20 protein-coding genes and 1 pseudogene are annotated in these 23,219 nt (G+C 66.6%); 14 read left to right on the forward strand and 7 right to left on the reverse strand.

The features are described from left to right. Positions 1–18: 18 nt before the first annotated feature. From QX070_RS06665 to QX070_RS06675, 3 genes are all read left to right on the forward strand, one after another. Positions 19–600, forward strand: a complete 582-nt coding sequence (locus tag QX070_RS06665; protein ID WP_315737020.1) for a YqaA family protein — start codon at positions 19–21, stop codon at positions 598–600. Further along, positions 600–1,226 carry a hypothetical protein gene (locus tag QX070_RS06670; protein WP_315736133.1) on the forward strand — a complete coding sequence of 209 codons (627 nt, stop codon included), beginning with the start codon at positions 600–602 and terminating at the stop codon, positions 1,224–1,226. The genes QX070_RS06665 and QX070_RS06670 overlap by 1 nt, the downstream gene beginning before the upstream one ends. A 141-nt stretch (positions 1,227–1,367) precedes the next feature. After that, positions 1,368–2,336 carry a nitronate monooxygenase family protein gene (locus QX070_RS06675; protein ID WP_315736134.1) on the forward strand — a complete coding sequence of 323 codons (969 nt, stop codon included), beginning with the start codon at positions 1,368–1,370 and terminating at the stop codon, positions 2,334–2,336. A gap of 81 nt (positions 2,337–2,417) precedes the next feature. On the opposite strand, the gene QX070_RS06680 is transcribed toward QX070_RS06675, so the two are convergent. The 4 genes from QX070_RS06680 to QX070_RS06695 form a co-directional block, all read right to left on the reverse strand. Beyond that, on the reverse strand, positions 2,418–3,989 hold the full coding sequence (locus QX070_RS06680) for an ABC transporter substrate-binding protein (protein WP_315736135.1): 1,572 nt from the start codon (positions 3,987–3,989) through the stop codon (positions 2,418–2,420). Positions 3,990–4,201: 212 nt separating this feature from the next. Next, positions 4,202–5,734, reverse strand: a complete 1,533-nt coding sequence (locus tag QX070_RS06685; RefSeq protein ID WP_315736136.1) for an ABC transporter substrate-binding protein — start codon at positions 5,732–5,734, stop codon at positions 4,202–4,204. Positions 5,735–5,865: 131 nt separating this feature from the next. After that, complete coding sequence (locus tag QX070_RS06690) at positions 5,866–7,476, reverse strand: ABC transporter substrate-binding protein (RefSeq protein WP_315736137.1); 1,611 nt, start codon at positions 7,474–7,476, stop codon at positions 5,866–5,868. 45 nt (positions 7,477–7,521) lie between these two features. Continuing rightward, positions 7,522–8,157 (reverse strand): hypothetical protein, encoded by a 636-nt coding sequence (locus tag QX070_RS06695; protein ID WP_315736138.1) that lies wholly within the window; start codon positions 8,155–8,157, stop codon positions 7,522–7,524. Positions 8,158–8,675: 518 nt separating this feature from the next. Between QX070_RS06695 and minC the strand changes: the two genes are divergently transcribed. Genes minC through QX070_RS06715 form a run of 4 tightly spaced genes read left to right on the forward strand, consistent with a single transcriptional unit; the run spans position 8,676 to position 11,274 of the window. Next, positions 8,676–9,371, forward strand: a complete 696-nt coding sequence (minC, locus tag QX070_RS06700) for a septum site-determining protein MinC (RefSeq protein ID WP_315736139.1) — start codon at positions 8,676–8,678, stop codon at positions 9,369–9,371. Positions 9,372–9,391: 20 nt separating this feature from the next. Continuing rightward, entirely contained in the window at positions 9,392–10,207 is an 816-nt protein-coding gene (minD, locus tag QX070_RS06705; protein WP_315736140.1) for a septum site-determining protein MinD, read from the forward strand. Further along, positions 10,204–10,479, forward strand: a complete 276-nt coding sequence (gene minE / locus QX070_RS06710; protein WP_315716282.1) for a cell division topological specificity factor MinE — start codon at positions 10,204–10,206, stop codon at positions 10,477–10,479. Before minD ends, minE begins: the two co-directional genes overlap by 4 nt. Before the next feature lie 21 nt (positions 10,480–10,500). Further along, on the forward strand, positions 10,501–11,274 hold the full coding sequence (locus QX070_RS06715; RefSeq protein ID WP_315736141.1) for a thioesterase family protein: 774 nt from the start codon (positions 10,501–10,503) through the stop codon (positions 11,272–11,274). A 336-nt stretch (positions 11,275–11,610) separates the two neighbouring features. Here the strand turns inward: QX070_RS06715 and QX070_RS06720 are convergent. Next, positions 11,611–11,784: pseudogene (locus QX070_RS06720) on the reverse strand (methyl-accepting chemotaxis protein); the annotation flags it as partial. 112 nt (positions 11,785–11,896) lie between these two features. Here QX070_RS06720 and QX070_RS06725 point away from each other — a divergent pair. Next, positions 11,897–12,310, forward strand: a complete 414-nt coding sequence (locus tag QX070_RS06725; protein WP_315736142.1) for a DUF1801 domain-containing protein — start codon at positions 11,897–11,899, stop codon at positions 12,308–12,310. 548 nt (positions 12,311–12,858) lie between these two features. Next, complete coding sequence (locus QX070_RS06730) at positions 12,859–13,866, forward strand: hypothetical protein (protein ID WP_315736143.1); 1,008 nt, start codon at positions 12,859–12,861, stop codon at positions 13,864–13,866. Positions 13,867–15,120: 1,254 nt separating this feature from the next. On the opposite strand, the gene QX070_RS06735 is transcribed toward QX070_RS06730, so the two are convergent. After that, complete coding sequence (locus tag QX070_RS06735; protein ID WP_315736144.1) at positions 15,121–16,683, reverse strand: AMP-binding protein; 1,563 nt, start codon at positions 16,681–16,683, stop codon at positions 15,121–15,123. Between the two features lie 154 nt (positions 16,684–16,837). Between QX070_RS06735 and QX070_RS06740 the strand changes: the two genes are divergently transcribed. From QX070_RS06740 to QX070_RS06755, 4 genes are all read left to right on the forward strand, one after another. Beyond that, complete coding sequence (locus QX070_RS06740; RefSeq protein ID WP_315736145.1) at positions 16,838–17,467, forward strand: hypothetical protein; 630 nt, start codon at positions 16,838–16,840, stop codon at positions 17,465–17,467. Between the two features lie 56 nt (positions 17,468–17,523). Then, positions 17,524–18,495: a nitronate monooxygenase gene (locus QX070_RS06745; RefSeq protein ID WP_315736146.1), complete on the forward strand. Its 972-nt coding sequence runs from the start codon at positions 17,524–17,526 to the stop codon at positions 18,493–18,495. Positions 18,496–18,579: 84 nt separating this feature from the next. Continuing rightward, positions 18,580–18,846, forward strand: a complete 267-nt coding sequence (locus QX070_RS06750) for a hypothetical protein (RefSeq protein WP_315736147.1) — start codon at positions 18,580–18,582, stop codon at positions 18,844–18,846. A 180-nt stretch (positions 18,847–19,026) separates the two neighbouring features. Further along, positions 19,027–19,647, forward strand: a complete 621-nt coding sequence (locus QX070_RS06755) for a hypothetical protein (RefSeq protein WP_315737021.1) — start codon at positions 19,027–19,029, stop codon at positions 19,645–19,647. A gap of 408 nt (positions 19,648–20,055) precedes the next feature. On the opposite strand, the gene QX070_RS06760 is transcribed toward QX070_RS06755, so the two are convergent. After that, the gene (locus QX070_RS06760; protein WP_315736148.1) at positions 20,056–20,904 is read right to left on the reverse strand and encodes an SDR family oxidoreductase; all 849 of its coding nucleotides are present in this window, start codon (positions 20,902–20,904) and stop codon (positions 20,056–20,058) included. A gap of 190 nt (positions 20,905–21,094) precedes the next feature. Here QX070_RS06760 and QX070_RS06765 point away from each other — a divergent pair, with 190 nt between their 5' ends. Then, positions 21,095–23,134 (forward strand): NAD(+) synthase, encoded by a 2,040-nt coding sequence (locus tag QX070_RS06765; RefSeq protein ID WP_315736149.1) that lies wholly within the window; start codon positions 21,095–21,097, stop codon positions 23,132–23,134. The last annotated feature ends 85 nt before the right edge of the window (positions 23,135–23,219 follow it).

Here is a 23,219-nt window from a genome sequence, read left to right on the forward strand (position 1 = left end):
GTTTGCTTCATCGCCAGCATGCTCAGACGGATCTACGACTGGTGTATCGACGCCGCCCACAAGCCGCATGCCATGTGGATCATGGCCGCGGTTGCCTTCGCTGAAAGCTCGTTCTTTCCGGTGCCGCCGGATGTGATGCTGATCCCGATGTCGCTGGCGAAGCCGCAGCGGGCCTGGCTGTTCGCCGGCGTCTGCACCGCGGCGTCGGTGGCGGGCGGCTTGGTCGGCTACGCCATCGGCGCGCTGCTCTACGACTCGCTCGGCCATTGGCTGATCCAGCTCTACGGCCTCGGCGACAAGGTCGAGGCGTTCCGTGCCTCCTATGCCGAGTGGGGCGCCGTCATCATCCTGGTGAAGGGATTGACGCCGATCCCCTACAAGCTGGTCACGATCACGTCGGGCTTCGCCGGCTATAATCTGTTTCTGTTCATCGTCTGCTCGATCATCGCGCGCGGCGGCCGCTTCTTCATCGCCGCGATATTGCTCAACCGCTATGGCGAATGGATCAGGGTGCGCATCGAGAAGCATCTCGGCCTGTGGGTGGCGATCGGCGCGGCCGTGCTGGTGGCCGGCTTCGTCGTCGCCGTGAAGCTGATCTGATGCGGCCGCTGCGCCCGGGGCCGGGGGCAGGGGCGGCGCTGCTCGTCGTCGTCTCGGTTCTCTCCGCCGCCGCGGCATGGGCGCAAACGACGCCTTCCTTGGGGCTGCGAGAAGCGCCGCAACAGCCGCCGCAGCAGGTGCCTGCCGTCCAGCCTGCGCCGCCGTCCTCCAATCCGGGTCTGGTGGAGGAGCTCGGCAAGCTGTTCGAGAAGATGGCGATCATTCCGCTGAAGCGTCCGGAGGCCACGCCGGAGCCGCCCGCGAACGAAGGCGAGATGGCCGGCGCCCCCGCAGGCCCGCCGCGGCAAGCCGACCGGCCGGCTGCCCCGAACGGCGGCGACGCCGCACCGAGTGTGCTGAAGGAGACCAGTGACACGCTCTCGCGGCTCACCAAGCCCTCGACCATGATCTCCGGCCGCTCGGTCTGCCCGATCGCCGCCAACGCCACGCCGGATTGCAAGCTCGGCGCCGACCGGCTGTGCCAGGGCAAGGGTTACAAGGAAGGCAAGAGCCTCAACACCGATTCCGCGGAGACCTGCTCGGCGAGGGTGCTGATCCCCGGTCGCCAGCGCAAGCCGGGCGATTGCCGCACCGACACCTACGTGACCTCGGCGCTCTGCCAATGACGCCGGCACGCCAGCGCCTCAACGCAAGACCCTGATCGGGCTTTTCCGGTCCCTCTGCGAGCGAATTGCCATCACGGCATGATGTCGGGCATGCTCGCGATCACGAGCGTTTCCGCATTTCACGAAGAGGAATTCCCATCCATGTCCATGCCCGCCTTGTTCAAGGGCCGCCTGTCGATCCCGGTGATCGGCTCGCCGCTGTTCATCATCTCCGTGCCCGACCTGGTGATCGCGCAGTGCAAGGCCGGCGTGGTCGGTTCGTTTCCGGCGCTCAACGCGCGGCCGGCCGCGCTGCTCGACGAATGGTTGGCGCGCATCACCGAGGAGCTCGCCGCCTATGATCGCGCGCATCCGGAACGCCCGTCGGCGCCGTTCGCCGTCAACCAGATCGTGCATCGCTCCAACAACCGGCTCGATCAGGATCTCGCGCTGTGCGAGAAGTACAAGGTGCCGATGATGATCACCTCGCTCGGCGCGCGCGAGGAGCTGAACCGGGCGGCGCATGGCTGGGGCGGCATCGTCTTCCACGACGTCATCAACCAGACCTTCGCGCACAAGGCGATCGAGAAGGGCGCCGACGGCTTGATCCTGGTCGCGGCGGGCGCCGGTGGACATGCCGGCACGATCTCGCCGTTTGCCTTCGTGGCGGAGACGCGGAGCTGGTTCGATGGCCCGATCGCTCTGTCGGGCGCGATCGGGAACGGCCGCGCCATCCGTGCCGCGCGCGTGCTCGGCGCCGACTTCGCCTATATCGGCTCGGCCTTCATCGCCACCAAGGAGGCGAATGCGGTCGAAGGCTACAAGCAGATGATCACCAGCTCGGGCGCCGACGACATCGTCTATTCGAACCTGTTCACCGGCGTGCACGGCAACTACCTGAAGCCGTCGATCGTCGCAGCCGGCCTCGATCCGGACAATCTCCCGACCTCTGATCCGTCGAAGATGAGCTTTGGCACCGATGCTTCGGGCGAGCGCGCCAAGCCGAAGGCGTGGAAGGAGATCTGGGGATCAGGGCAGGGCATCGGCGCCATCAAGGACGTGCTGCCCGCCGCCGAGCTGATCGCGCGCTTCAAGAAGGAATATGACGAAGCAATCGATCCGCCGCTCTAAGCGGCTCCGCGACGGACAAAAGAAAAGCGCGGCAGCCAGGGCTGTCGCGCTTTTTTGTTGCGGCCGCAACAAGCGGACGGGCTATTCCAGCTCGATCGCCTGGAACTTGCCGCGCTCGTCGAGCGCCGTGCCCCAGATCTTGTGCGAGGCCTGGTGCTCGGCGCGGCCGAAGCCGAGCTTGGCGCCAAGACCGAGATCGATGTCACGCATGTTTTCCAGCGTGTCGATCAGCGCCTCGGTGTCGAGCTGCGGGCCGACCCGGCGCAGCGCCTGGACCAGCACGTTGGCCGAGACGTAGCCTTCGAACGACACGTAGGACGGTGCCTCGCCCGGGAAGTACTTCTCGAGCGCGCTCTTGTACTCGAGCACGGCGCTCGAATAGCCGCCGACGGCCGGCACCACCTGGGTGACGATGACGCCGCTGGCATAGCGCGGACCGAGCAGCATCAGCTCGTCCGAGAGTTCGGTCGAGCCGACGAAGGAGACGTTGGTGTAGATCATGTGCGGGAACAGATCGCGCGTCTTCTCGATGAACTTCGCGGCTGCGCGATAGGTTGCGACCATGACGATCGCCTTGGGCGGGTTCTTCAATGCCCGCAGCTGGTTGACCGCGTCGTCGACGTCGACCGTGTTGCGCTTGTAGTTGAGGCGCAAGATGGCCGTGTCGGCAAGGCCGAGCGAGCGGAAGGCCTTGGCCACACCGGAGAAGCCGGCATCACCATAGGCGTCCTGCTGCGCGAACACGGCGATGTCCTTGGCCGGCAGGCGGCGCAGCTTGACCAGATAGCGAACGACGGTGTCGGTCTCTTCGGCGTAGCTGGCGCGATAGTTGAACACGTAGCGATCCGGCGGATCGTTGCGCAGGAGGTTGGCGCCGGTGAACGCGCCGTAGAACAGCACACGGCGCTGCAGGGCGTAGGGCATCGCCACGGCAGAGGTCGGGGTGCCGACATTGCCGACGAAGCCGAACACCTTGTCCTTCTCGTAGAGCTGCTTCATCGCGTCCAGCGTCCGCGACGGCTCGTAGCCGTCGTCGGCCGAATAGAGCCGCAGCGAGCGCCCGGCGATGCCGCCGGCGTCGTTGGCGCGGTTGAAGGCGGCCTCGATGCCCATCTTCATCTGCCGGCCGAGCTCCTTGGCAGCGCCCGAGAACGGAGCGGCGATGCCGAAGCGGATCTCGTTGGCGTTGACGCCCTGCACGTTGGTGGTGGACGCTGGCGGCAGCGTCGCGGTCGGTGCCGTCGCAGCCACGGCCGCGGACGGGGCGATCACCCCGGCGAGGCTGGTGGCGGTCTGGCTCGGTGCGCTTTGCCCGAGCGAGCGCTCGAGCTCGGCGAGCTGGCGGCCCGCGGCGTTACAGTCGGTCTGCGCCGCCCCCACGCGGTTGCGTCCATCGGCGACGTAGCCGTTGAAGACGCGGGTGAGCTCGTCACGATCCGAGCCGCCGGTGGAGGCCTCCCGGATCACCTCGCGAAACTTGTCGACAATGGCCTGAACGCGGCCCTGGTCGATCGCCTGACAGGCGGATGCTGCTCCCACGATCGGCCCGACCCGGCTCGCAAGATTACGCACCACATCCGCATTGGTGCCCGCCGCGCTGGCGGGCGTTGCGAGCAATGCCGCAACCAAGAACACGCTACAACGAAAGTTCATTGCCACTATCCCACTTTGGACCCCATCCAGGTCTTCCGCCTGGTGAATTGACGCCGTGTCTGCGACGGAGAAGACATAATACCGTCACCATGCACAGACCAGCCTTTCCTAAGAGCATGACCATTTCGGTAACCCGACACGCCTTTTTCCGATCATACTTTAGGACCTGCTAACGAAACGTCTTCACCAGTTCTTCCCCTTCGAAGCTAATTCTACTCAAGTTCGATTGCCTGATACGTGCCGGTTTCGTCGAGGGCGGTGCCCCAGATCTTGTGTGAGGCCTGGTGCTCCGCGCGTCCAAATGCGAGCGTCGTGCCGAGGCCGAGATCGAGGCTGCGCATCGATTCGAGCGTGTCGACCAGGCGCTCGGTGTCGAGCGGACTGGTCTGCTTCAGCGCCTGGATCAAAATCGTCGCCGCGATATAGCCTTCGAGAGACGTGTAGTCCGGCGCCTCGCCGGGCGCGTATTTGGCCAGGGCATTCTTGTAGTCGAGCACGAGGCTCGAATAGCCCGAAACCGCCGGCACGCCCTGCGTGACGATGACGCCGTTGGTGAAGCGCGGACCGAGCAGCTTCAGCTCGGTCGCGAGCGAGGTCGAGCCGACGGCGGACACGTTGGCGTAGATCAGGCCCGGCACAGCGTCGCGCGTCTTCTCGATGAATTTCGCGGCGGCGCGATCGGTCGCCACCATGATGACCGCCTTGAGTCCCGGCTTGTGCGCCTTGACCTGATTGACCGCCTCTTCCACGTCCATCGTCGCGCGCGGATAGTTGATGCGCGTCACGGCCTCGCCGAGGTTCAACTGTCGGTAGGCCTTCGCGACACCGGCAAAGCCGTCGTCGCCGAATGGGTCCTGCTGGGTGAACACGGCGATCTGCTTGGGCGAGACGCGCTTCATCTTGATCAGGTAGCGCACCAGCGCGGCCGTCTCCTCGGCGTAGCTCGCCCGATAGTTGAAGACGTAGCGATCCGGCGGATCGCGTCGCACCACTGCTGCGCCGGTGTTCGGCGCAAAGAACAGCGTGCGCCGCTCCAGCGCATAGGGGATCGCCGCCTGCGAGTTGGCGGTGCCGACGTTGCCGATGAAGCCGAACACCTGCTCCTTGTCGTAGAGTTGCGTCATCGCCGCCAGCGTGCGGTTCGGATCGTAGCCGTCGTCGGCCGCCACGAGACGGAGCATGCGCCCGTTGACGCCGCCGGCATCGTTGGTGCGTGCGAACGCGGCCTCGATGCCCTGGCGCATCTGACGCCCGGTCTCCTTGCGGATGCCGGAGAACGGCAGGACCATGCCGAAGCGGATCTCACGGTCGGTGATGCCGCGCACGGGGCCCGTGGTGACGGCGCCAGTCGTCGCTTCGGCCTTGACCGGTGTGATCGGGGCCGTCGCCGCAGCCGGCTGGCCGAGCGAGCGTTCGAGCTCCGTCAGTTGCCGCTCCGCGGCGGCGCAGGTCGCCTGTGAGGCGCCCGTACGACTACGGCCCTCGGCGATGTAGCCATTGAAGCTGCGGGTCAGCTGATCGCGCTCGCCGTCATTGCTCGTCGCCTGGCGGATGGCTTCGCGGAATTTGTCGACGATGCTCTGGACCCGGCCCTGCGCGATATCCGGGCAGGCGGACGCCTGTCCCACGATCGGCCCAACCCGGCCGCCAAGCTCCCGGACGACGTCGGGAGCCGCCGCCAAAGCGGGGCTCAAGGGAGCTGCTAAAACACTCCCGATGATCAACGCGGACCAACGCACGGCCATCGAACCTTCCACCTGCTCAGCTTGCTTCCAACCCTCTTCGTTCTACTATTCGTGGCATTTCGAATTAATGTCGGGTTTCACTGTCGCTCTTTTGTCGTGGTAGTTGAGGCTGTCTTGCCTCTAGCGGTATCCTATTCAAGTTCGACGGGTTGATAGATGCCGCTGTCGTCCAGCGCTGTGCCCCAGATCTTGTGCGAAGCCTGGTGTTCGGCGCGGCCGAAGCCGAGCTGCGTGCCGAGGCCGAGATCGATGTTGCGCATGTTCTCGAGCGTTTCGACCAGTTGCTCGGTATCGAAGTTCGGACCGGCGCGCTTCAGTCCCTCGATCAGGATGCTCGCGGCGATGTAGCCCTCGAGCGAGGTGTAGTCGGCCGGCTCGCCCGGGGCGTATTTCGCAAGTGCGTTCTTGTATTCGAGCACCAGGCTCGAATAGCCGGAGACGCCGGGCACGGTCTGGCTGACGATCACGCCCTCGGCGTAGCGCGGTCCGAGCAGCATCAGCTCGCTGGCGAGCGCCGAGCCCGCGACCGCGGAGATGTTGGCGAAGATGACGCCCGGAAATACGCCTTGGGCCTTCTCGATGAATTTGGCCGCGGCGCGCGTCGTCGCCAGCATCACCACCGCCTTGACCGGGATCTTCAGCAGCTTCAACTGATTGATGGCGTCGTCGACCTCGACCGTGTTGCGCGGGTAGTTGACCCGCACGATCGAATTGTCGCTGGCGCCGAGCGTGCGGAACGCCTTGGCCACGCCGGCGAAGCCCGCGTCGCCGAACGCGTCGTTCTGCGCGAACACGACGATCTGGCGCGGATGCAGCCTTCGCATCTTCACGAGATAGTGGACCAGTGCGTCGGTCTCCTCGGCATAGCTCGGCCGGTAGTTGAAGACGTAGCGGTCGGGCGGATCGTGGCGCACGACGTTGGCGCCGGTATAGGGCGCGAAGAACAGCGTGCGGCGCTCGAGCGCGTAGGGGATGGCGACCGCGGCGGTGGCCGAGCCGAAATTGCTGATATAGCCGAACACCTGCTCCTTCTCGTAGAGCAGCTTCATCGCATCCAGCGTGCGCGCGGGATCGTAACCGTCATCGGCGGTGACGAGCTTCAGCATGCGGCCGTTGACGCCGCCGGCCTCGTTGGCGCGATTGAACGCCGCCTCGACGCCGATCTTGAGCAGCCGCCCGCTCTCCTTCACCGGTCCGCTGTAGGGAATGACCATGCCGAGCTTGATCTCGCTCTGCGTCACTCCGCGCACGTTGCCGGCCGGCGGCAGCAGTTGCGCCGGTACGGTCGCGGCCTGCGCGGTCGCAGGTCCGATGCTCACGGCGGGCAGGTTCGCGCGCGCCGGAGGCGGCGCGGCGATGGATCGTTCGAGATCGGCAAGCTGCCGATCGGCGCCGCCGCAATCCATCCGGCCTGACGTGACGAGGCTGCGGCCTTCGGCCACGTAGCGGTCGAGCAGGCGCGTCAGCTCGTCACGGTCGGCCTCGCTGGAGGCGGCCTCGCGGATGACGAGCTGGAATTTCTCGATGATGGCCTGGATGCGCGGCCGGGCGATGTCGCGGCACGCGAGCGCGGCGCCAATGATCGGGCCGACGCGGCCGCCGAGCTGGCGCGCCACGCTCACATTCTCGCCGGGCGCAGCAACGGCCTCGCCGGCCACGAGGGACGCGAGCAGGATGGCTGCCACACGGGCATGAGCCAGCGGACGGCGTGCTGCCGCTTTCTGCGGTAGGACGTCGATCATCGTCGCCTGTGATGTGTTGGAAGTCGGATCAGTCGTGTAGAGGGTTTAGCGAACCCGCTCCATCTGACCCGTCTTCTGGTTCCACTGCATGAACTGCTGCAGCATGGGCTTTTCGGGAGTGTCGGCCTCTGCCGTCGGCGCCGGAGCGTCCGCGAGCAGCGACTTGAACTGCGACAGCGCGGGAGCCTGCGGCTCGACCCGCTCCGGCAGCGCACTGGTCTGGTCCGCCTTGGCGTCCTGCACGTCGGCGGCGACCGGCGGCAGCGTCTTCATCGACTGCACGGCGGCGACGAAGGACGAGCTCGCGTCGGGCTGGCGCCACACCGGCACGATGTTGACGAAGAACAGCGCGACGACGGCGGCGACGCCGGTTGCAGCGGCGAAGCGGCCGGCCACCTTGAACACGACCGAGCGGCGGTCGCGCTCGCGCTCCAGATCCGGCGGCTCGCGCATGACCTGCGGATTCAGCGACTGACGAAGGGATTCGAACACGGCGGTCTCCAGGCGAGCATCGAGCGGTCCTTGCTGTCCCGAAGCGGGACGCTCGGCCGCCTCCGCTGCCTTGGCATTGTCACCGACGAGAGATAGACGCGCGGCTTCCGGACGTTCGCGCAGCCACCGCGGTGCGTAGTGCAGCGGGTCCTGCGGGTTCATCGGATTCTGTTCACTCAACGAACTCATACGCTACTCCTCTGACGCTCGATTCCGGAAACTGATACGCTTCTGCCACGGTTCGTATGAGAGCTAGTTTCAAACGAAGAGCGGGAGCTGGTCTGCCACTTCAGTCCACACGGAATCACTCGCAGAATCAGACGTTTCGCGTCGATCAACGATCGCACGCCAGCGGTCCCTTCCTGCAAGGCGCCGTGGCACGTTTGCCGTGCCTTGGGCGCCTCTATCGATCCCATGCCCCGCCCCCTGACGAGTGTCAATCGATCGGAACCTCCTAAAGTCGTCGGTTCCGAATTATATGTACGTTAAAGTTATCATCATGATGTGATTAAAATGAGGCATGATAGGTCTTGACGCAGATGCTCATGAATTGCGTCTCATTGATGCCAAGATTGCGCCTTGATTCGATCATCATCGAACTATGTCGGGCGGGCCGCTGTCGATTTTTGAGCGGCTTAGCGTCGATTTAACCATCCGTTAACCATCTGGCGCCGACAGTTAACCAATCACTAAGAAGGTTGGGTCGGATGGTCATGAGTGCCAGCGCTGAAACGGTGCGTCCTGTTATTCGTCTGCGCGGGCGCTCCTACGTAGCCTTCGTGTTTTCGCCGGTGGTGCCGATTGCCGACTGGCTCAGCGAGCTCGATGCAACGCTCGCGGGCTCGCCCGGCTTCTTCGTCGGCAAGCCGATCGTGCTCGATCTCTCAGCGCTGGATCTGAGCCCGCTCGCCATCACCCATCTCATCAAGAGCATCGAGTCGCGCAACATCCGCGTGCTCGGGCTCGAAGGCGTCGAGCAGGGGCGGCTGTCGCTCGGCATGCCCCCCTTGTTGTCCGGCGGCCGTCATTGCGCCGTGCAGGAGATCGAGCCGGAGAAGCCACAGCTGCAGCAGCCGACCTCGCTCTTGCTCGACCAGCCCGTGCGCTCGGGCCAGTCGATCGTGTTTCCCGATGGCGACGTCACCGTGCTCGGCGCGGTGTCGTCGGGCGCCGAGATCGTCGCCGGCGGCTCGATCCACGTCTACGGCGCGCTGCGCGGCCGCGCGATGGCCGGCATCAACGGCAACGCGGCGGCGCGCATCTACTGCCAGAAGATCGAGGCCGAGCTGGTCGCGATCGACGGCTACTACCAGACGGCCGAGCAGATCGACGCCGCGTTGCGCGGCCGGGCCGTGCAGGCGCGGCTCGAAGGTCATTCCATGAAGATCGTTGCATTGAACTGAGTAGCAGGAGGATCCGTGACATGTCGAAAGTACTCGTAGTGACGTCGGGCAAGGGTGGCGTCGGCAAGACCACCACGACGGCGGCGATGGGCGCGGCGCTGGCGCAGGCCGGCGAGAAGGTCGTCGTCGTCGATTTCGACGTCGGCCTGCGCAATCTCGATCTGGTCATGGGCGCCGAGCGCCGCGTCGTGTTCGATCTCATCAACGTCGTGCACGGCGTCGCCAAGCTGCCGCAAGCCCTGATCCGCGACAAGCGGCTGGAGAATCTGTGGCTGCTGCCGGCCTCGCAGACCAAGGACAAGGACGCGCTCACCGAGGACGGCGTCGGCCGCGTCATCGCCGAATTGCGCAAGACGTTCGACTGGGTGATCTGCGACAGCCCGGCCGGCATCGAGCGCGGCGCCATGCTGGCGATGCGCTATGCCGACGAGGCGGTCATCGTCACCAATCCGGAGGTGTCGTCGGTGCGCGATTCCGACCGCATCATCGGCATGCTCGATTCCAAGACGGTGCGCGCCGAGAACGGCGAGCGCGTCGAGAAGCACATTCTCATCACGCGCTATGATGCCGGCCGCGCCGCGCGTGGCGAGATGCTGTCGATCGAGGACGTGCTGGAGATTCTCGCGACGCCGCTGCTCGGCATCGTGCCGGAGAGCCAGGACGTGCTGCGCGCTTCCAACGTCGGCTGTCCCGTGACGCTCAACAGCCCCGCGAGCGCCCCCGCGCGCGCCTATCACGATGCGATGCGCCGCCTCCTCGGCGAGGAGGTCGAGATGCAGATCCCGACCGAGCGCAAGGGCCTGATGAACCTGCTCTTGGGACGGAGGGCTGCATGAGCGTGCTGCGGCTCTTTACGGGGCGTGCGGCCTCCGCGCCTGTCGCGCGGGAGCGGCTGCAGATCCTGCTCGCGCATGAGCGCAGCCTGCGCGGACAGCCCGATCTCCTGATGCAGCTGCGCGAGGAAATCCTCGCCGTGGTTTCGCGCCATGTGGTACTCGATCCGGACAAGGTCATCGTTCGCATGGATCGGGGAAAGCATGTCTCGACGCTCGAGGTCGACATCGAACTGCCCAATGGCGCCGACCGCGCCTTTGCCAGCGCCGGCTGAGACGTGGCGAGGCGCGCGCTGATGCGGCCGATCTTCCGCATCGCGGACAATCGGGTCGCCGTCAGCTCCGATGCTGCGGGACCGTGGGATCCGACGATGCAACACGGGTCTGCGCCGTCGGCGCTGGCCGTGTGGGCTGCCGAGCGCATTCCGACGACGTCGCCGATGCGCATCGCCCGCGTCACCATCGACCTGATGCGCCCGGTGCCGCTCGCAGAGCTCCTCATCGAGACCGAGGTGCTGCGCGAGGGCCGCAAAATCCAGCTCTGCGCGGTGCGGCTGCGCGCCGGCGATACGGTGGTGGTCACGGCGACGGTGCTCAAGATCAGGCAGGATGCCGTGCCGCTTCCGGACGATGTCCGCGAGCTGCCGGTCGATCTGGTCGGTCCTGACGATGCGCTGCCGGAGCCCGCGGATTTCTCGACCAGCCCGTTCGTGCGCGGCATGACCCTGCGAGCCGCGCGCGGCCGGTTCGGCGTCAAGGGACCCGGCGCGATCTGGTACCGCGTCGACTGGCCGCTGGTCGAAGGTCACGCCGTGTCGCAGGCGATGCGCGCCGTGGTCGCGAGCGACTTCTGCAACGGCACCTCCGCTGCGCTCGACTTCCACAGCTACACCTTCCTCAACGCCGACCTCACCGTGAACATGGCCCGCGAGCCGGTCGGCGACTGGATCCTGCTCGACGCCGAAAGCTGGATCGGCCCGGACGGCGCCGGGCTGGCGATGGCGCGGCTGGGTGATGTCAGGGGCTATTTCGGCCGCGTGGTGCAGAGCCTCGTGATCGAGAAGCGGTGAGGGGGGCGGTCAGCCGTCCGGATTGCGTTCACAGCGAGTTGGCGAACTGATCACCGCACCGGCGCTGCCTCGTTTCCAACGGCGCGCTGCGGCGAGGTGTTATTGAGTTGGGCCGGTGATCGGCAACTGCCTGCTTCGTTTCCGGGTGAACCGATCAACCCCGCGCCAAGCTCCGCTGCGCCCTCTCCCCCGCTTGCGGGGGAGAGTTGGAGAGGGGGCGCCACGCACACCGCCGCTGGAGCGGCCCCCTCCCTAGCCCTCCCCCGCAAGCGGGAGAGGGAACACACTGCCGTTGTCGCGAGTGAACGAGTTCAACGACGAACGATTTCGCTCTTGCGCCGCCCGCACCTTGTTCAAGAATCGTCCCACCTCCAGCTTCAGCCGGTTGCTGTCCTGTGACAGCGACTGCGCCGCCGACAGCACCTGGGACGAGGCCGAGCCGGTTTCGCTGGCGTCGTGCTGCACCTCGGTGATGTTGGACGACACCTCGTTGGTGCACTGTGCCGCTTGGCCGTGGAGTTATCAATATTGCTCTAAACTTGAGCAGGCCAAGATGGTCGTATAACTACGACGCGGACTACACGCAGGTGAAACGACAAGCAGGTGGATGGGAACAAGCGTCATGGCGAAACCAACGAAGGCTACGAGCGTCGGCGAGGGGAACCAGTCTCCGTCGGAGCTGATCGACGCCCGGATCAAGGAGCTCGGGGATTGGCGCGGCGCCACGCTCAGCTACGTCCGCGGCCTCATCAAACAGGCTGACCCCGGTATCGTCGAGGAATGGAAGTGGCGCGGCGTTCCCGTGTGGTCGCATGCCGGCATCGTCTGCACCGGCGAGACCTACAAGGCCGCGGTGAAGCTGACGTTCGCCAAGGGTGCATCGCTGCCGGACCCTTCCGGCCTCTTCAACGCCAGCCTCGACGGCAACACCCGCCGCGCCATCGACCTTCATGAAGGCGACGTGATCGATGAGGCTGCGTTCATGGCGCTGATCCGCGCCGCGGTGGCGCTGAACACGACGAAGGGGAAGCGCTAGGGCTGGTGCATCGCTCCGCGCAGTCAGTATCAACGATCCAGGTCGCTGCTCACTCACCACGTCGTCGCGAGCGCAGCGAAGCAATCCAGGGCCAGGTCGAATCATCTGTCTGGAAGGCCTGGATCGCTTCGTCGTTTCGGGGGGCTCGCGACGGCGGCGTGCCGGTCGCCGACAACCTTTCGCAACGATGATCCGTGTGCATCGGGATGGGAGGAGGCGGCGGCCATGGTTGCGCTCTGCCGAGAAACACGCTAGTTCAGCGCATCCCAACTTCAACGCAGGAGGCGACGATGTCCAGACTCACGCGCTTCCCGGGCTCGCTGCGCGATCATTGACGCGGCCGACCGGGATGATTGTCCCGGCCATGATTTGACCCTTTCGCATCTCATCGAAAAGCCCGCGGCCCTCGTGGCCTGCGCTTGAACCGTCGTGTCATGACATCAAATCTCTTGCTGACTCCCCGCCGGGAGCCGGAGCGTTCCGACCTGCGCGAACGCCGGCTGCGGCGCTATTCGTCTCGTCTGCAATCCCGCGTGCGCGCATGCGCGATGCGACATCCTCATCTCGCCGACCTCGCGCTCAGCTTTCCGGCGCTGCTGTTCGCGCTGGCGGTGCCGCGCCCGGACGTCGATCCGGAGCGGGCGATCGCGTGCGTGATCGCGGGGCGTCCGCTGGCCGAGGCGGCGGCCGCGGCCGGTCTGCCGCTCTGGCTGCGCAAGCTGCCACCGGAGGCGTTCGTCCGTCCGATCCCACCATTGCCAAACGGCGAGCTGTTCCGGCGGCAGATCGGCAACCATTTGCCGCGCTCGCCGAAGCTGATGCCGACCTGGCTGCAGCTCGTGGCGGAGATGGCGGCGCTGGCGCATGAGGCCGCAGCCGTCTGGATCGCTCGCGAGTACCTGCGGGCGCCGAAGCGCGATCACATGCATCTGCTCGGTCTGTGGATCTGGTTCTCGGGACAGCCCAGCTGCTTCGGCCGCGAGCTCATCGAACGGCCGTGGACTCCGGCCATGAAGCTCGACGCCGCACGGACAGCCGCCTTCGCCTGGCGAGCGAACACGACGCTGCACCTCAACATCGGTCAGCGGCCGATCCGCAACATGTGGCTCAACCCGGGCCGCGTGGGTGATTATGAATTCAGGCCGCTCGATGACGTCCCGGCCATCGTCGAGGAAGCGGTCGCCATGCGCAACTGCGTCCGCACCTATGACGACGACATCGCCCATAACCGCTCGCGGCTGTGGAGCGTACGGCGCAATGGCGAGCGGGTCGCGACGTTGGAGACCGGGCTCCATTGTCATGATCCGTTGCTCAACATCATCCAGCTCGAAGGCCCCGGGAATGCCGCCGCGCCGCGCGAGCTGTGGTGGATCGCACGGCGGTGGCTGCACCTGCACGACCTGCCGCAGATCGAGACGGGCAGGATCAAATGGCGCCAGGCCCCGCTCGATCTCGCCACCTGGCGCAGGCTGTGGCGACCGTACTGGCTCGCCAAGCGCCGCATCCCGGACTGGTTGCCGCTCGCACCGTCGCGCGCTGCGTTCGCGGCGTTGTGAGCTGGTTGTCGTGTCCGGACGCTCGTTCGACAAAATCAGTGTCGTCCCGGCGAACGCCGGGACCCATAACCCCAGGGCCATATTCGAGGCACACGCGTTGATGCATCTGGGCTCGCCACGTCCTGTGGTATCGGTCCTGGGTCGCGCGAACGCGCCGATGCCTGCACATCGTCCGGCTTCGCTTGTTCGGCACGACAGCGGGTCGGAGTGCAGACCGGCTTCACGTTGGGCCCTCTGTTGCGCGTCGCGTGGGATTCGTTGTGCCGCAGCGAGGTTGATTTGGCCGACGAGCAGGCTTGCTTCCCCATCGATAACTTCCGGCGCAGGTCGGGCGTCCGCAGCGGCGCGCGCAAAGACGAAATTCGCTCGCGCGATCAAGCTGATTCGGGCTGTCCAGATGCGGAGCGAAAAATATTCGACTTTGCATTTTCAGAAATCCATGGTCTCTTCTCCGCATCCCGCTTCACTGACGAGGGGCGCTTCGCGAACGTCACGATGCGTTGGGGTGGGATGCGGTGGCCGCGATGGGGCGCAGCATGCTTTGGGCATGCCGACGTACGCCACGTCGCGGACGGTGAAGTCGCAGGGTCCTGGCCTCCCGACGCTGAGGTCCGCGCAACGCGTGAAACGCGTTGTCGCCACGGTGGCAAACAAGCCGGTCACCGAGGAGACTGCGTATAAATCGTAAAGCCATCGCGCAGGGAAGGCCGGGTCTATCCGGCCGAACCTGTGGTTCTGCCGCGTGCTTTTTTGCTGCACGCGGACCGCAGGCCTCGGTCGAGGCCTGGCCTTCCCTGCACCCTCCGTGAGTTGGAGGGGAACGACACCAGCAAGACTCGGACGCAGATGCGCCGCGAGGCAGCAATGTCCTGTCTGCAATGGGGGCAACGCATTCAGTGTTGTTTGGAGACAGCGGATCGCAGGCGAGTATCGCGCCACACAAAGGCTGTCGTCCCGGCGAACGCCGGGACCCATAATCACAGGACGATGGTCGAGGCACGCGAGTCGCGACGTCAGCGCTTACGACGCTGCCCTGTGGTTATGGATCCCGGGTCGCGCTTCGCTTGCCCGGGACGACAGCGGAGCGCGGCGGCTACGGGCGAGAGCTTCCATCGGCATTGCAAAGCCGCGAGTCTGGCTTGCCGTCGTTGCGAGCGGAGCGAAGCAATCCAGGGCCTCATCCGCGGCCCTGGATTGCTTCGGCGCAAGAGCGCCTCGCAATGACGGTGGCGATCGAGGGAGCTGATGATGCCGCTACCCCACCATCCGCCCGCGGCCCTCCCAGAACCGTGCGCGCAGCACCTTCTTGTCGACCTTGCCGACGCCGGTCATCGGCAGCTCCTTGACGAACGAGATGCTCTTGGGCGCATGGGCCGAGCCCTTGCGCGCCTTCACGAGCTCGATCAGCTCGGCAGCGTCGATCTGCGCGCCGGCGCGGGGCACCACGATCGCGGTGACAGCCTCGCCCCATTTGTCGTCGGGCACGCCCACCACCGCACACATCGCGACGTCGGCGTGCTGCGTCAGCACGTCCTCGATCTCGCGCGGGAAGATGTTGAAGCCGCCGGAGACGATCATGTCCTTCTTGCGGTCGAGAATGTACATGTAGCCGCGCTCGTCGCGGCGAGCGATGTCGCCGGTGTGCAGCCAGCCGTTCTTCAACGTTTCCGCCGTGGTGTCCGGCCGCTTCCAATACTCCGCCATCACATGCGGCGCGCGCACGCAGATCTCGCCCGCTTCGCCCTGCGCGACCTCCCGATCGTCGTCGTCGAGGATTTTGACCTCGCAGGCCGCGATCGGGAAGCCGCAGGACAGGAACAGCTCCGGCTGCTTCGGATCATGATCGGCCTTGCGCAGCACCGAGACGGGATAGCATTCGGTCTGGCCGTAGAGCTGCGAGAACACCGGGCCGATGCGCTCGATGCCCTCGACGAGCCGCGTCGGCGACATCGCCGAGGCGCCGTACAGCACGAGCTCGAGCGAGGAGAGATCGGTCTTGCCGAGCGAGGGATGATCCAGCAGCACGTAGATCATGGTTGGAACGAACAAAGTGAAGTTGATGCGCTCGCGGGCGATGGTCGCCAGCACGGCCTCGGGATCGAATCCCTTCAGCATGTGCACGGTGCCGCCCCGCATCAGGGTCGGCAGCACCTTGGTGCCGGCGACATGGCTGATCGGCGCCACCGTCAGGTAGCGCGCACGCTCCGGAATCTCGAAATCGGCGAGGATAGCGGTGGCGAAGCCGCCATACTCGCGGTGATGGCGCAGCGCGCCCTTCGACTTTCCGGTGGTGCCGCCGGTGTAGTTCAGGGTCGCGATGTCGTCGGGCGTGGCGAAATTGCGTGCGGTGGCGTGGCCGGCCTGCTCGATTGCGGCGAGCAGGTCAGCGCCATAGCCGGCCTGCCCCAGCGTGAACACGTGACGGAGGCCGTCGGCGCGCGCGGCGAGCTCGCCGCCGCGGTCGCGGAACGCTGCCGCATCGATCACCAGCACCTGCGATTCCGAATCCGACAGCTGGAACAGCTGGTCCTCCAGCGATCCGAGCGGATGCAGCCAGGTGATGGCGAGCCGCGACAGCTGTGCCGCCGTGCCGGCGCACCAGGTATCGGCGCGGTTCGCGGTGAGCAACGCGACACGTGTTCCCGGCGAAAGGCCGAGGCGCATGAACACGCCCTGCATGCGCCCGATCAGGTCGATCGCGCCCTGATACGACAGCGATCCGTCGGGCCAGCTGAAAGCGGTGCGCGAGGGGTGACGCGACAGGGTGAGCAGGGTCTGCTCGCAGACGACTGGAAACGTGTGAAGCTGATGGCTCATGGAACGTCCTCCCGGGAGGCCGCGATCGTTGTGGCGTCGCATGGCTTGTTGCCGACGCTATCAGAAAGTGCCTCGCGCTCAAGGCGCGCTCTGCCGTTCCCGGAACATCGCAGCGCGCCCCGCGTTGCCCGGGCGAGGAATAAGGAGCAAGGCCATGCGCGCCTCGACAGCCTTTTTTGCAGGAGCCGGAACGGTCGCCATTGCCGTCGCGGCCGGTCTCGGCGGTGGGCTCATTCTGGCCGAGGGCATGCATCCGCGATCGCCGGTGATGGAATCGACCAAGCTCGAGCGCTCCGGACCGGACGCGCCGTCGCCAAGTCCGACCGCCACCGCGTATCTTGCGGCGACGCAGGCGGCTGCGACGACGCCGATCAAGGTGTCGCCTGCAGCAGCCGAGACGGCGCCTGCGACGTCGGCCTCGGCCAGTCCCGCGCCGTCGCAGCAGGCGGCTGCGCCGGACGCGAACGCTGCGCCCGCGGCTTCTGCGGTGGCGGCCACCACCCCGGCCACCACGTCCGACGAAGCCCAGGCCAAGCTCCAGGAGAAGGCCGCAGAAAAAGTTCAGGACGCGGACCTGAAGGCGCGCGGGGCCGAGCGCAAGCGCGTCGCCGAGCAGCGCCGCGCCGACCGGCACCGGCAATATGTCGAGCGCCGGCGCCAGCGCCGCGAGCAGGATCTGCGCGCCGTCGAGCAGGCGGTGCGCGAGGATACGACGCCCCGCGCCTATGCGGCGCAGCCGGTCGGCATGGAGGGGCCGCGCTTCAGCTTCTTCGGCAACGATTGATCGCATGCGGCTGCGTCGTTATCCCTGAGCCGAACAGAGATCAGGGAGGAAGCGCCGTGCGGGAGACTCGATGGGCCGGGCTGCGGACGCGGCTGCGCCTGCCGCTGATCGCAGCGCCGATGTTTCTGGTGTCGGGAATCGAGCTGGTGAGCGCGGCCTGCGCCAACGGCGTGATCGGCGCGTTCCCGACGGTCAATTGCCGCACCCCCGACGAACTCGACGCCTGGCTGTTCCGGATTGCGGATCGGCTTGCGCGCAGCAGCGATACCAGCGGGGCGGCGACTGCGCCGGTCTGCCCGAATCTGATCGTGCATCACTCCAACGCGCGGCTGAAGGACGATCTCGCGGTGCTATTGCGGCACCGGCCGGAGATCGTGATCACATCGGTCGGCTCGCCGGCGAAGGTCGTTGCGCCCTTGCATGATGCGGGCGCGCTGGTGTTGGCCGACGTCGCCTCGATCCGTCATGCCGAGCGCGCCGTGGAAGCCGGCGCCGATGGGCTGGTGCTGCTCACGGCCGGCGCGGGTGGCCAGACCGGCTGGCTCAACCCGTTCGCCTTCGTGCGCGCGGTCAGGGCGTTCTTCGCCGGGCCGATCGTGCTCGCGGGCGGCATCAGCGACGGCGTGGCCTTGCGGGCGGCCGAGGTGCTCGGCTGCGATCTCGCTTATATGGGCACGAAGTTCATCGCCACGCGCGAAAGCATGGCCGATGATCGCTACAAGGCGATGCTGGTGGCAAGCTCGGCCGACGATGTGCTGCTCACCTCGGCGTTCACGGGCCTGCCGACCAGCATGCTGCGGCCGTCGATCGTCGCGGCCGGGCTCGATCCCGAAGCGTTGCCGGCGCGCGGCGCGATCGAGATCGGCAGCGACATCGACATCGCCGCGCGCGAGGCGCGGCCGAAACGCTGGCGCGACATCTGGAGCGCGGGGCACGCGACCTCGGGGGTCACCGACATCCCGTCGGTCGCCGTGCTGGTCGCGCGCACGGCTGATGAGTACGGCGGCGCGGGTGGCCTCCGATCATGAGAGAAAACGTGATGTGTGTCCTTAAGGCACCATTAACCATCGGGTCCCACAATCCGCGGAGCTTGAACTTGGCGGAATCGTGCGATGGGCATCGGGCTACGGCAGGACAAGGAGCGGGCGACTCTCGAGGAGATCCGGATTCGCGTCGGGCATGCTTTGCAGCGGCATCCGCTGTGCCGCAACGTCCAGTTCGACATCATGAGCGTTCCCCGCACCGCTCGCGGCGGGAACTGGACCATCAGCCTGCATTCGGTGGAACCGGCGGCGCTTTGGGAGGCCTCCGACATCGTCGCCGACATCCAGGCCGCGTACGATCTGCTGATGCCGGCCGAGCTGTCTTCGGCGGCGTAAAAAAATATCCGTCATGTTCACAGGGCAGAATGGTGGCCTCTGTGTTTCTGTGGCATCGTAAAGCCTTAATTAACTCCCACTTTTCGGCAAGCTGCGGCTTTCCGCCGGGATACGGAGAATTGCGTGACGAAGTCGATCGCTTTTGTCGCTGTGCTGGGCGTGCTGATCGCAGGCGCGGCCGTGACAAGCGTCCTGATGCGGGACAGCGTGCCTTCGGCCGGTGCGATGATGCCGCCTGTGGTGGCGAAGAGCCCAATCTCCAACCGTGAAGCCAAGGGCGACCGCCTGGCGATGGTCACACTTGCGGCTCCCGAGGTGCAGCAGCCGAGTGCCCCGTCGAAGGCGACGCTGCGTCAGGCCTTTGCCTATGCGCCGTCCGAGCCGGAAATGGCGAAGGCGTCGGCCGTCGTCGCTGCCGAGCCGGTGGTGCCGAAGTCCAAGATTCTCGCCAGGAGCGAGCCGGCCCCGGCGCCGCTGAAGCCGGAGGTGCAGAAGGCCTATTCGTTGCTGTCGGACGGCCAGATCGCGGGCATCAAGGAGCGGCTGCGGCTGTCGTCGAGCCAGGAATATTATTGGCCGGCGGTCGAGACGGCGCTGCGCGCCGTCGCCCGCAAGATCCACGCCGGCCGCCAGGGCGCGGCGAAGCCGGGCGCGGTGGCGATCGATCCGGATTCGGATGAGGTGCAACAGCTGAAGTCGGCCGCGATGCCGCTGCTGTGGCAGCTGCGCGAGGACCAGAAGGACGAAGTGCGGCGGCTTGCGCGCACCATCGGCCTCGACAAGGTCGCAGCCGCGATCTGATTGGTCCGGCCGCGTGAACATCAGAGAAGGCCGCGCATTGCGCGGCCTTCTTGCTTCCAGGGGGTATTTTTTACCTCGCCGGCGGATTGGCCTCCGGATGCCCGCCGCTCTCGGCACCGGCTCCGGTCAGCGACGACGCGGGCGCGGCCGTCGCCCTCGAGCGCCACCGACGCGATCTCGCGGTTGTGTCGCGAGCGCAGGAAGGCCAGGAACGCGCCGGCGGCAATGATGATCGCGGCCGCGAGCGTGAAACATCAGCCAGCTGATGGGTTGATCGCCTTGCACGTCGAACATCCGTCGTGTGAGGGGCGCACGACGTGCAGTCACGTCAAACCCGCATGACAATCTCTGTTCGTTGCAATCGTCGGTGCCGAGAAGGTCTCCCGCCCGGCCCCCAGAAATCTCGCGTCAGCGCCCTTCGCCCGCGGCCCACAGCGCGTCGAGCCCGGCGCGATAGGTCGGGTAAGCGAAGCCGACGCCGAGCTCCTGCTTGGCCCGCGCATTCCGGATGCGGCGGTTGCTGGCATAGAAGCTCCGCGCCATCGGCGACAGCTCGGCGCGGTCGAACGGAAGTTCCGGCGGCGGGGCGATGCCCATCAACGCAGCGGCATAGGCGATGACGTCCTGCGGCGGCGCAGGCTCGTCGTCGACGATGTTCCAGGCGCCGCCTGACCCGCGCTGGATCGCGCCCATGATCGCGCTGGCCGCATCATCGACATGGATGCGGTTGAACACCTGTCCCGGCTTGACGATGCGCCGCGCCCGCCCGGCCCGCAGCTCGACCAGCGCATTGCGGCCCGGCCCGTAGATGCCGCCGAGCCGGAGCACCGCGAGCCGGTCGCCGATCCGCGCGCGCCAGTCCTGCTCGACGCGGACCCGGGCCTGCACCCGGTCGTGCTCAGGCGCCAGCGGCGTGTCCTCGTCGATCCAGCCGCCCTGATGGTCGCCATAGACGCCGACAGTCGAGAGATAGACTACGCGGCGCGCGCGCCCTGCCGTGATGGCGTCGCCGAACGTGGCCAGCACCGGGTCGTCGCCGGCTCCCGGAGGCACCGAGATCAGCACGACGTCGGCGCCCGCGGCTTTCGCCAGCGTCGCGGCCGGCGCCGTGCCGTCGAACAGGTCGATGTCATCAGGCGCCAGCTGCGCGCGCTTGTCGGCGCCGCGCACCGTGCCGCCGACGCGCGCGAACGCGCCGCGGTGCAGTTCGACGAAGCGCTGCGCGGTGTAGCCGAAGCCGATGACGAAGAGGTTCATGGATGCCGTTCACCCGGATGGCGCGAAGAAGCGAGCCTCGAGTTACCCGGCACCGGGTGGCCCGCGCAATTCAAATGACGCGTGCGGAGGTCACAGCCTGCGCCCCTGGCGGTGCTGGCCTGCCGCCCTTGTTATGGCTCCCGTCATGGTCCATGTCGTATGATCAGGTGACAGGAGATGGACTGCCACGATGAATTTCCATTCGATCTACCGGCACGGTTTTGCCCGCGTCGCCGCCTGCGTCACGGCCTCCAGCGTCGCCAACCCCACCGCCAACGCGGCGGCGATCCTGGCGGCGGCGCGCGCCTGCCATGACCAGGGGGCGGCGGTCGCGGTGTTTCCGGAGCTCTGCCTGTCCGGCTACGCGATCGAGGACCTGGTCAAGCAGGATCCGCTGCTCGACGCCGTCCAGCGCGGCCTGCTCACCTTGGTCGAAGCCTCGCACGACCTGATGCCGGTCCTGATCGTCGGCGCGCCGCTGCGCTTCGCCCACCGCGTCTATAATTGCGCCGTCGTGATCCATCGCGGCGAGGTACTCGGCGTCATCCCGAAGAGCTACCTGCCGACCTATCGCGAGTTCTACGAGGGCCGTCACTTCGCCTCCGGCGCCGGCATCCGCGGCGAGATGATCGAGGTCGCCGAGACCATGGCGCCATTCGGCACGGATCTGCTGTTCGCCGCCGCTGACGTCGCCGGGCTCGTCATCGGCGTCGAGATCTGCGAGGACATGTGGATCCCGGTGACGCCGGCGTCCGAGTTGGCGCTCGCCGGCGCCACCGTGCTCGCCAATCTCTCGGGCAGCCCGATCACGGTCGGCCGCGCCGAGTCGCGCTCGCTGCTCTGTCGTTCCACGTCGGCGCGCTGCCTCGCCGCCTACATCTACGCGGCGGCCGGTGTGGGCGAATCCACCACGGATCTCGCCTGGGACGGCCAGACCTCGATCTTCGAGAACGGCATGCTGCTGGCCGAGAGCGAGCGCTTCCGCCAGATCGGCCAGACCATCTTCGCCGACGTCGATCTCGATCTGCTGCGCCAGGAGCGGGCGCTGATGGGCACGTTCGACGACAATGCGCGCGCGCAACGCGCCGGCGTGCACTACCGCCGTATCGGCTTCGAGCTGCAGCCGACCCTCGATGACATCGGCTTCATGCGCAGCATCGAGCGCTTTCCGTTCGTGCCGAGTGATCCCGCGAGGCTCGATCAGGACTGCTACGAGGCCTACAACATCCAGGTCGCCGGCCTGACGCAGCGGCTGCGCGCCACCGGCACCAAGCGCATCGTGATCGGCGTCTCCGGCGGGCTCGATTCCACGCATGCGCTGATCGTCGCGGCGAAGGCGATCGACCTGCTCGGCCTTCCCCGCACCAACATCCTGGCCTATACGATGCCCGGCTTCGCCACGGGCGCGCAGAGCAAGTCCTACGCGCATGCGCTGATGTCGTCGCTTCAAGTCAGTGCCGCCGAGCTCGACATCCGCCCCGCCGCGACGCAGATGCTGAAGGACATCGGCCATCCCTTCGGCCGCGGCGAACAGGTCTACGACGTCACCTTCGAGAACGTGCAGGCGGGCCTGCGCACCGACTACCTGTTCCGCCTCGCCAATGATCGCGGCGGCCTCGTGCTCGGCACCGGCGATCTCTCCGAGCTCGCGCTGGGCTGGTGCACCTATGGCGTCGGCGATCAGATGGCGCACTACAACGTCAATGCCGGCGTGCCGAAGACCTTGATCCAGCATCTCATCCGCTGGGTGATCGCCTCGCATCAGTTCTCCGCCGAAGTGGACCGCACGCTCGAGGCGGTGCTGTCGGCCGAGATCTCGCCGGAGCTGGTGCCGGTGAAGGAGGGCGAGACGCCGCAGAGCACCCAGGCCACGATTGGCCCCTATGAGCTGCAGGACTTCAATTTGTTCTACACGCTGCGCTACGGCATGCGCCCCTCGAAGATCGCCTTCATGGCCCATCACGCCTGGAAAGATGCGGGCGACGGCGCCTGGCCGCCGGGCTTTCCCGCCGACAAGCGTCACGCCTACACGCTCGGCGAGATCAGGAAGTGGCTGGAGGTGTTCCTCAAGCGCTTCTTCGCCTTCAGCCAGTTCAAGCGCTCGGCAATGCCGAACGGCCCGAAAGTGGTCGCCGGCGGCGCCCTGTCGCCGCGCGGCGACTGGCGCGCGCCGTCGGACGGCAACGCCACCGCGTGGCTGGAGGATCTGGAGCGCAACGTGCCCAAGTGACGATCATCTTGCTCGGCCGCCGCGCTTGCCATATCCGAGACGTGCGCGTCCGCCTTTGCGGCGTCGTCATCGACATCGTTGAACG

The sequence above is a fragment of the Bradyrhizobium sp. SZCCHNR1093 genome (genome assembly GCF_032381175.1).
Classification (GTDB): Bacteria; Pseudomonadota; Alphaproteobacteria; order Rhizobiales; family Xanthobacteraceae; genus Bradyrhizobium.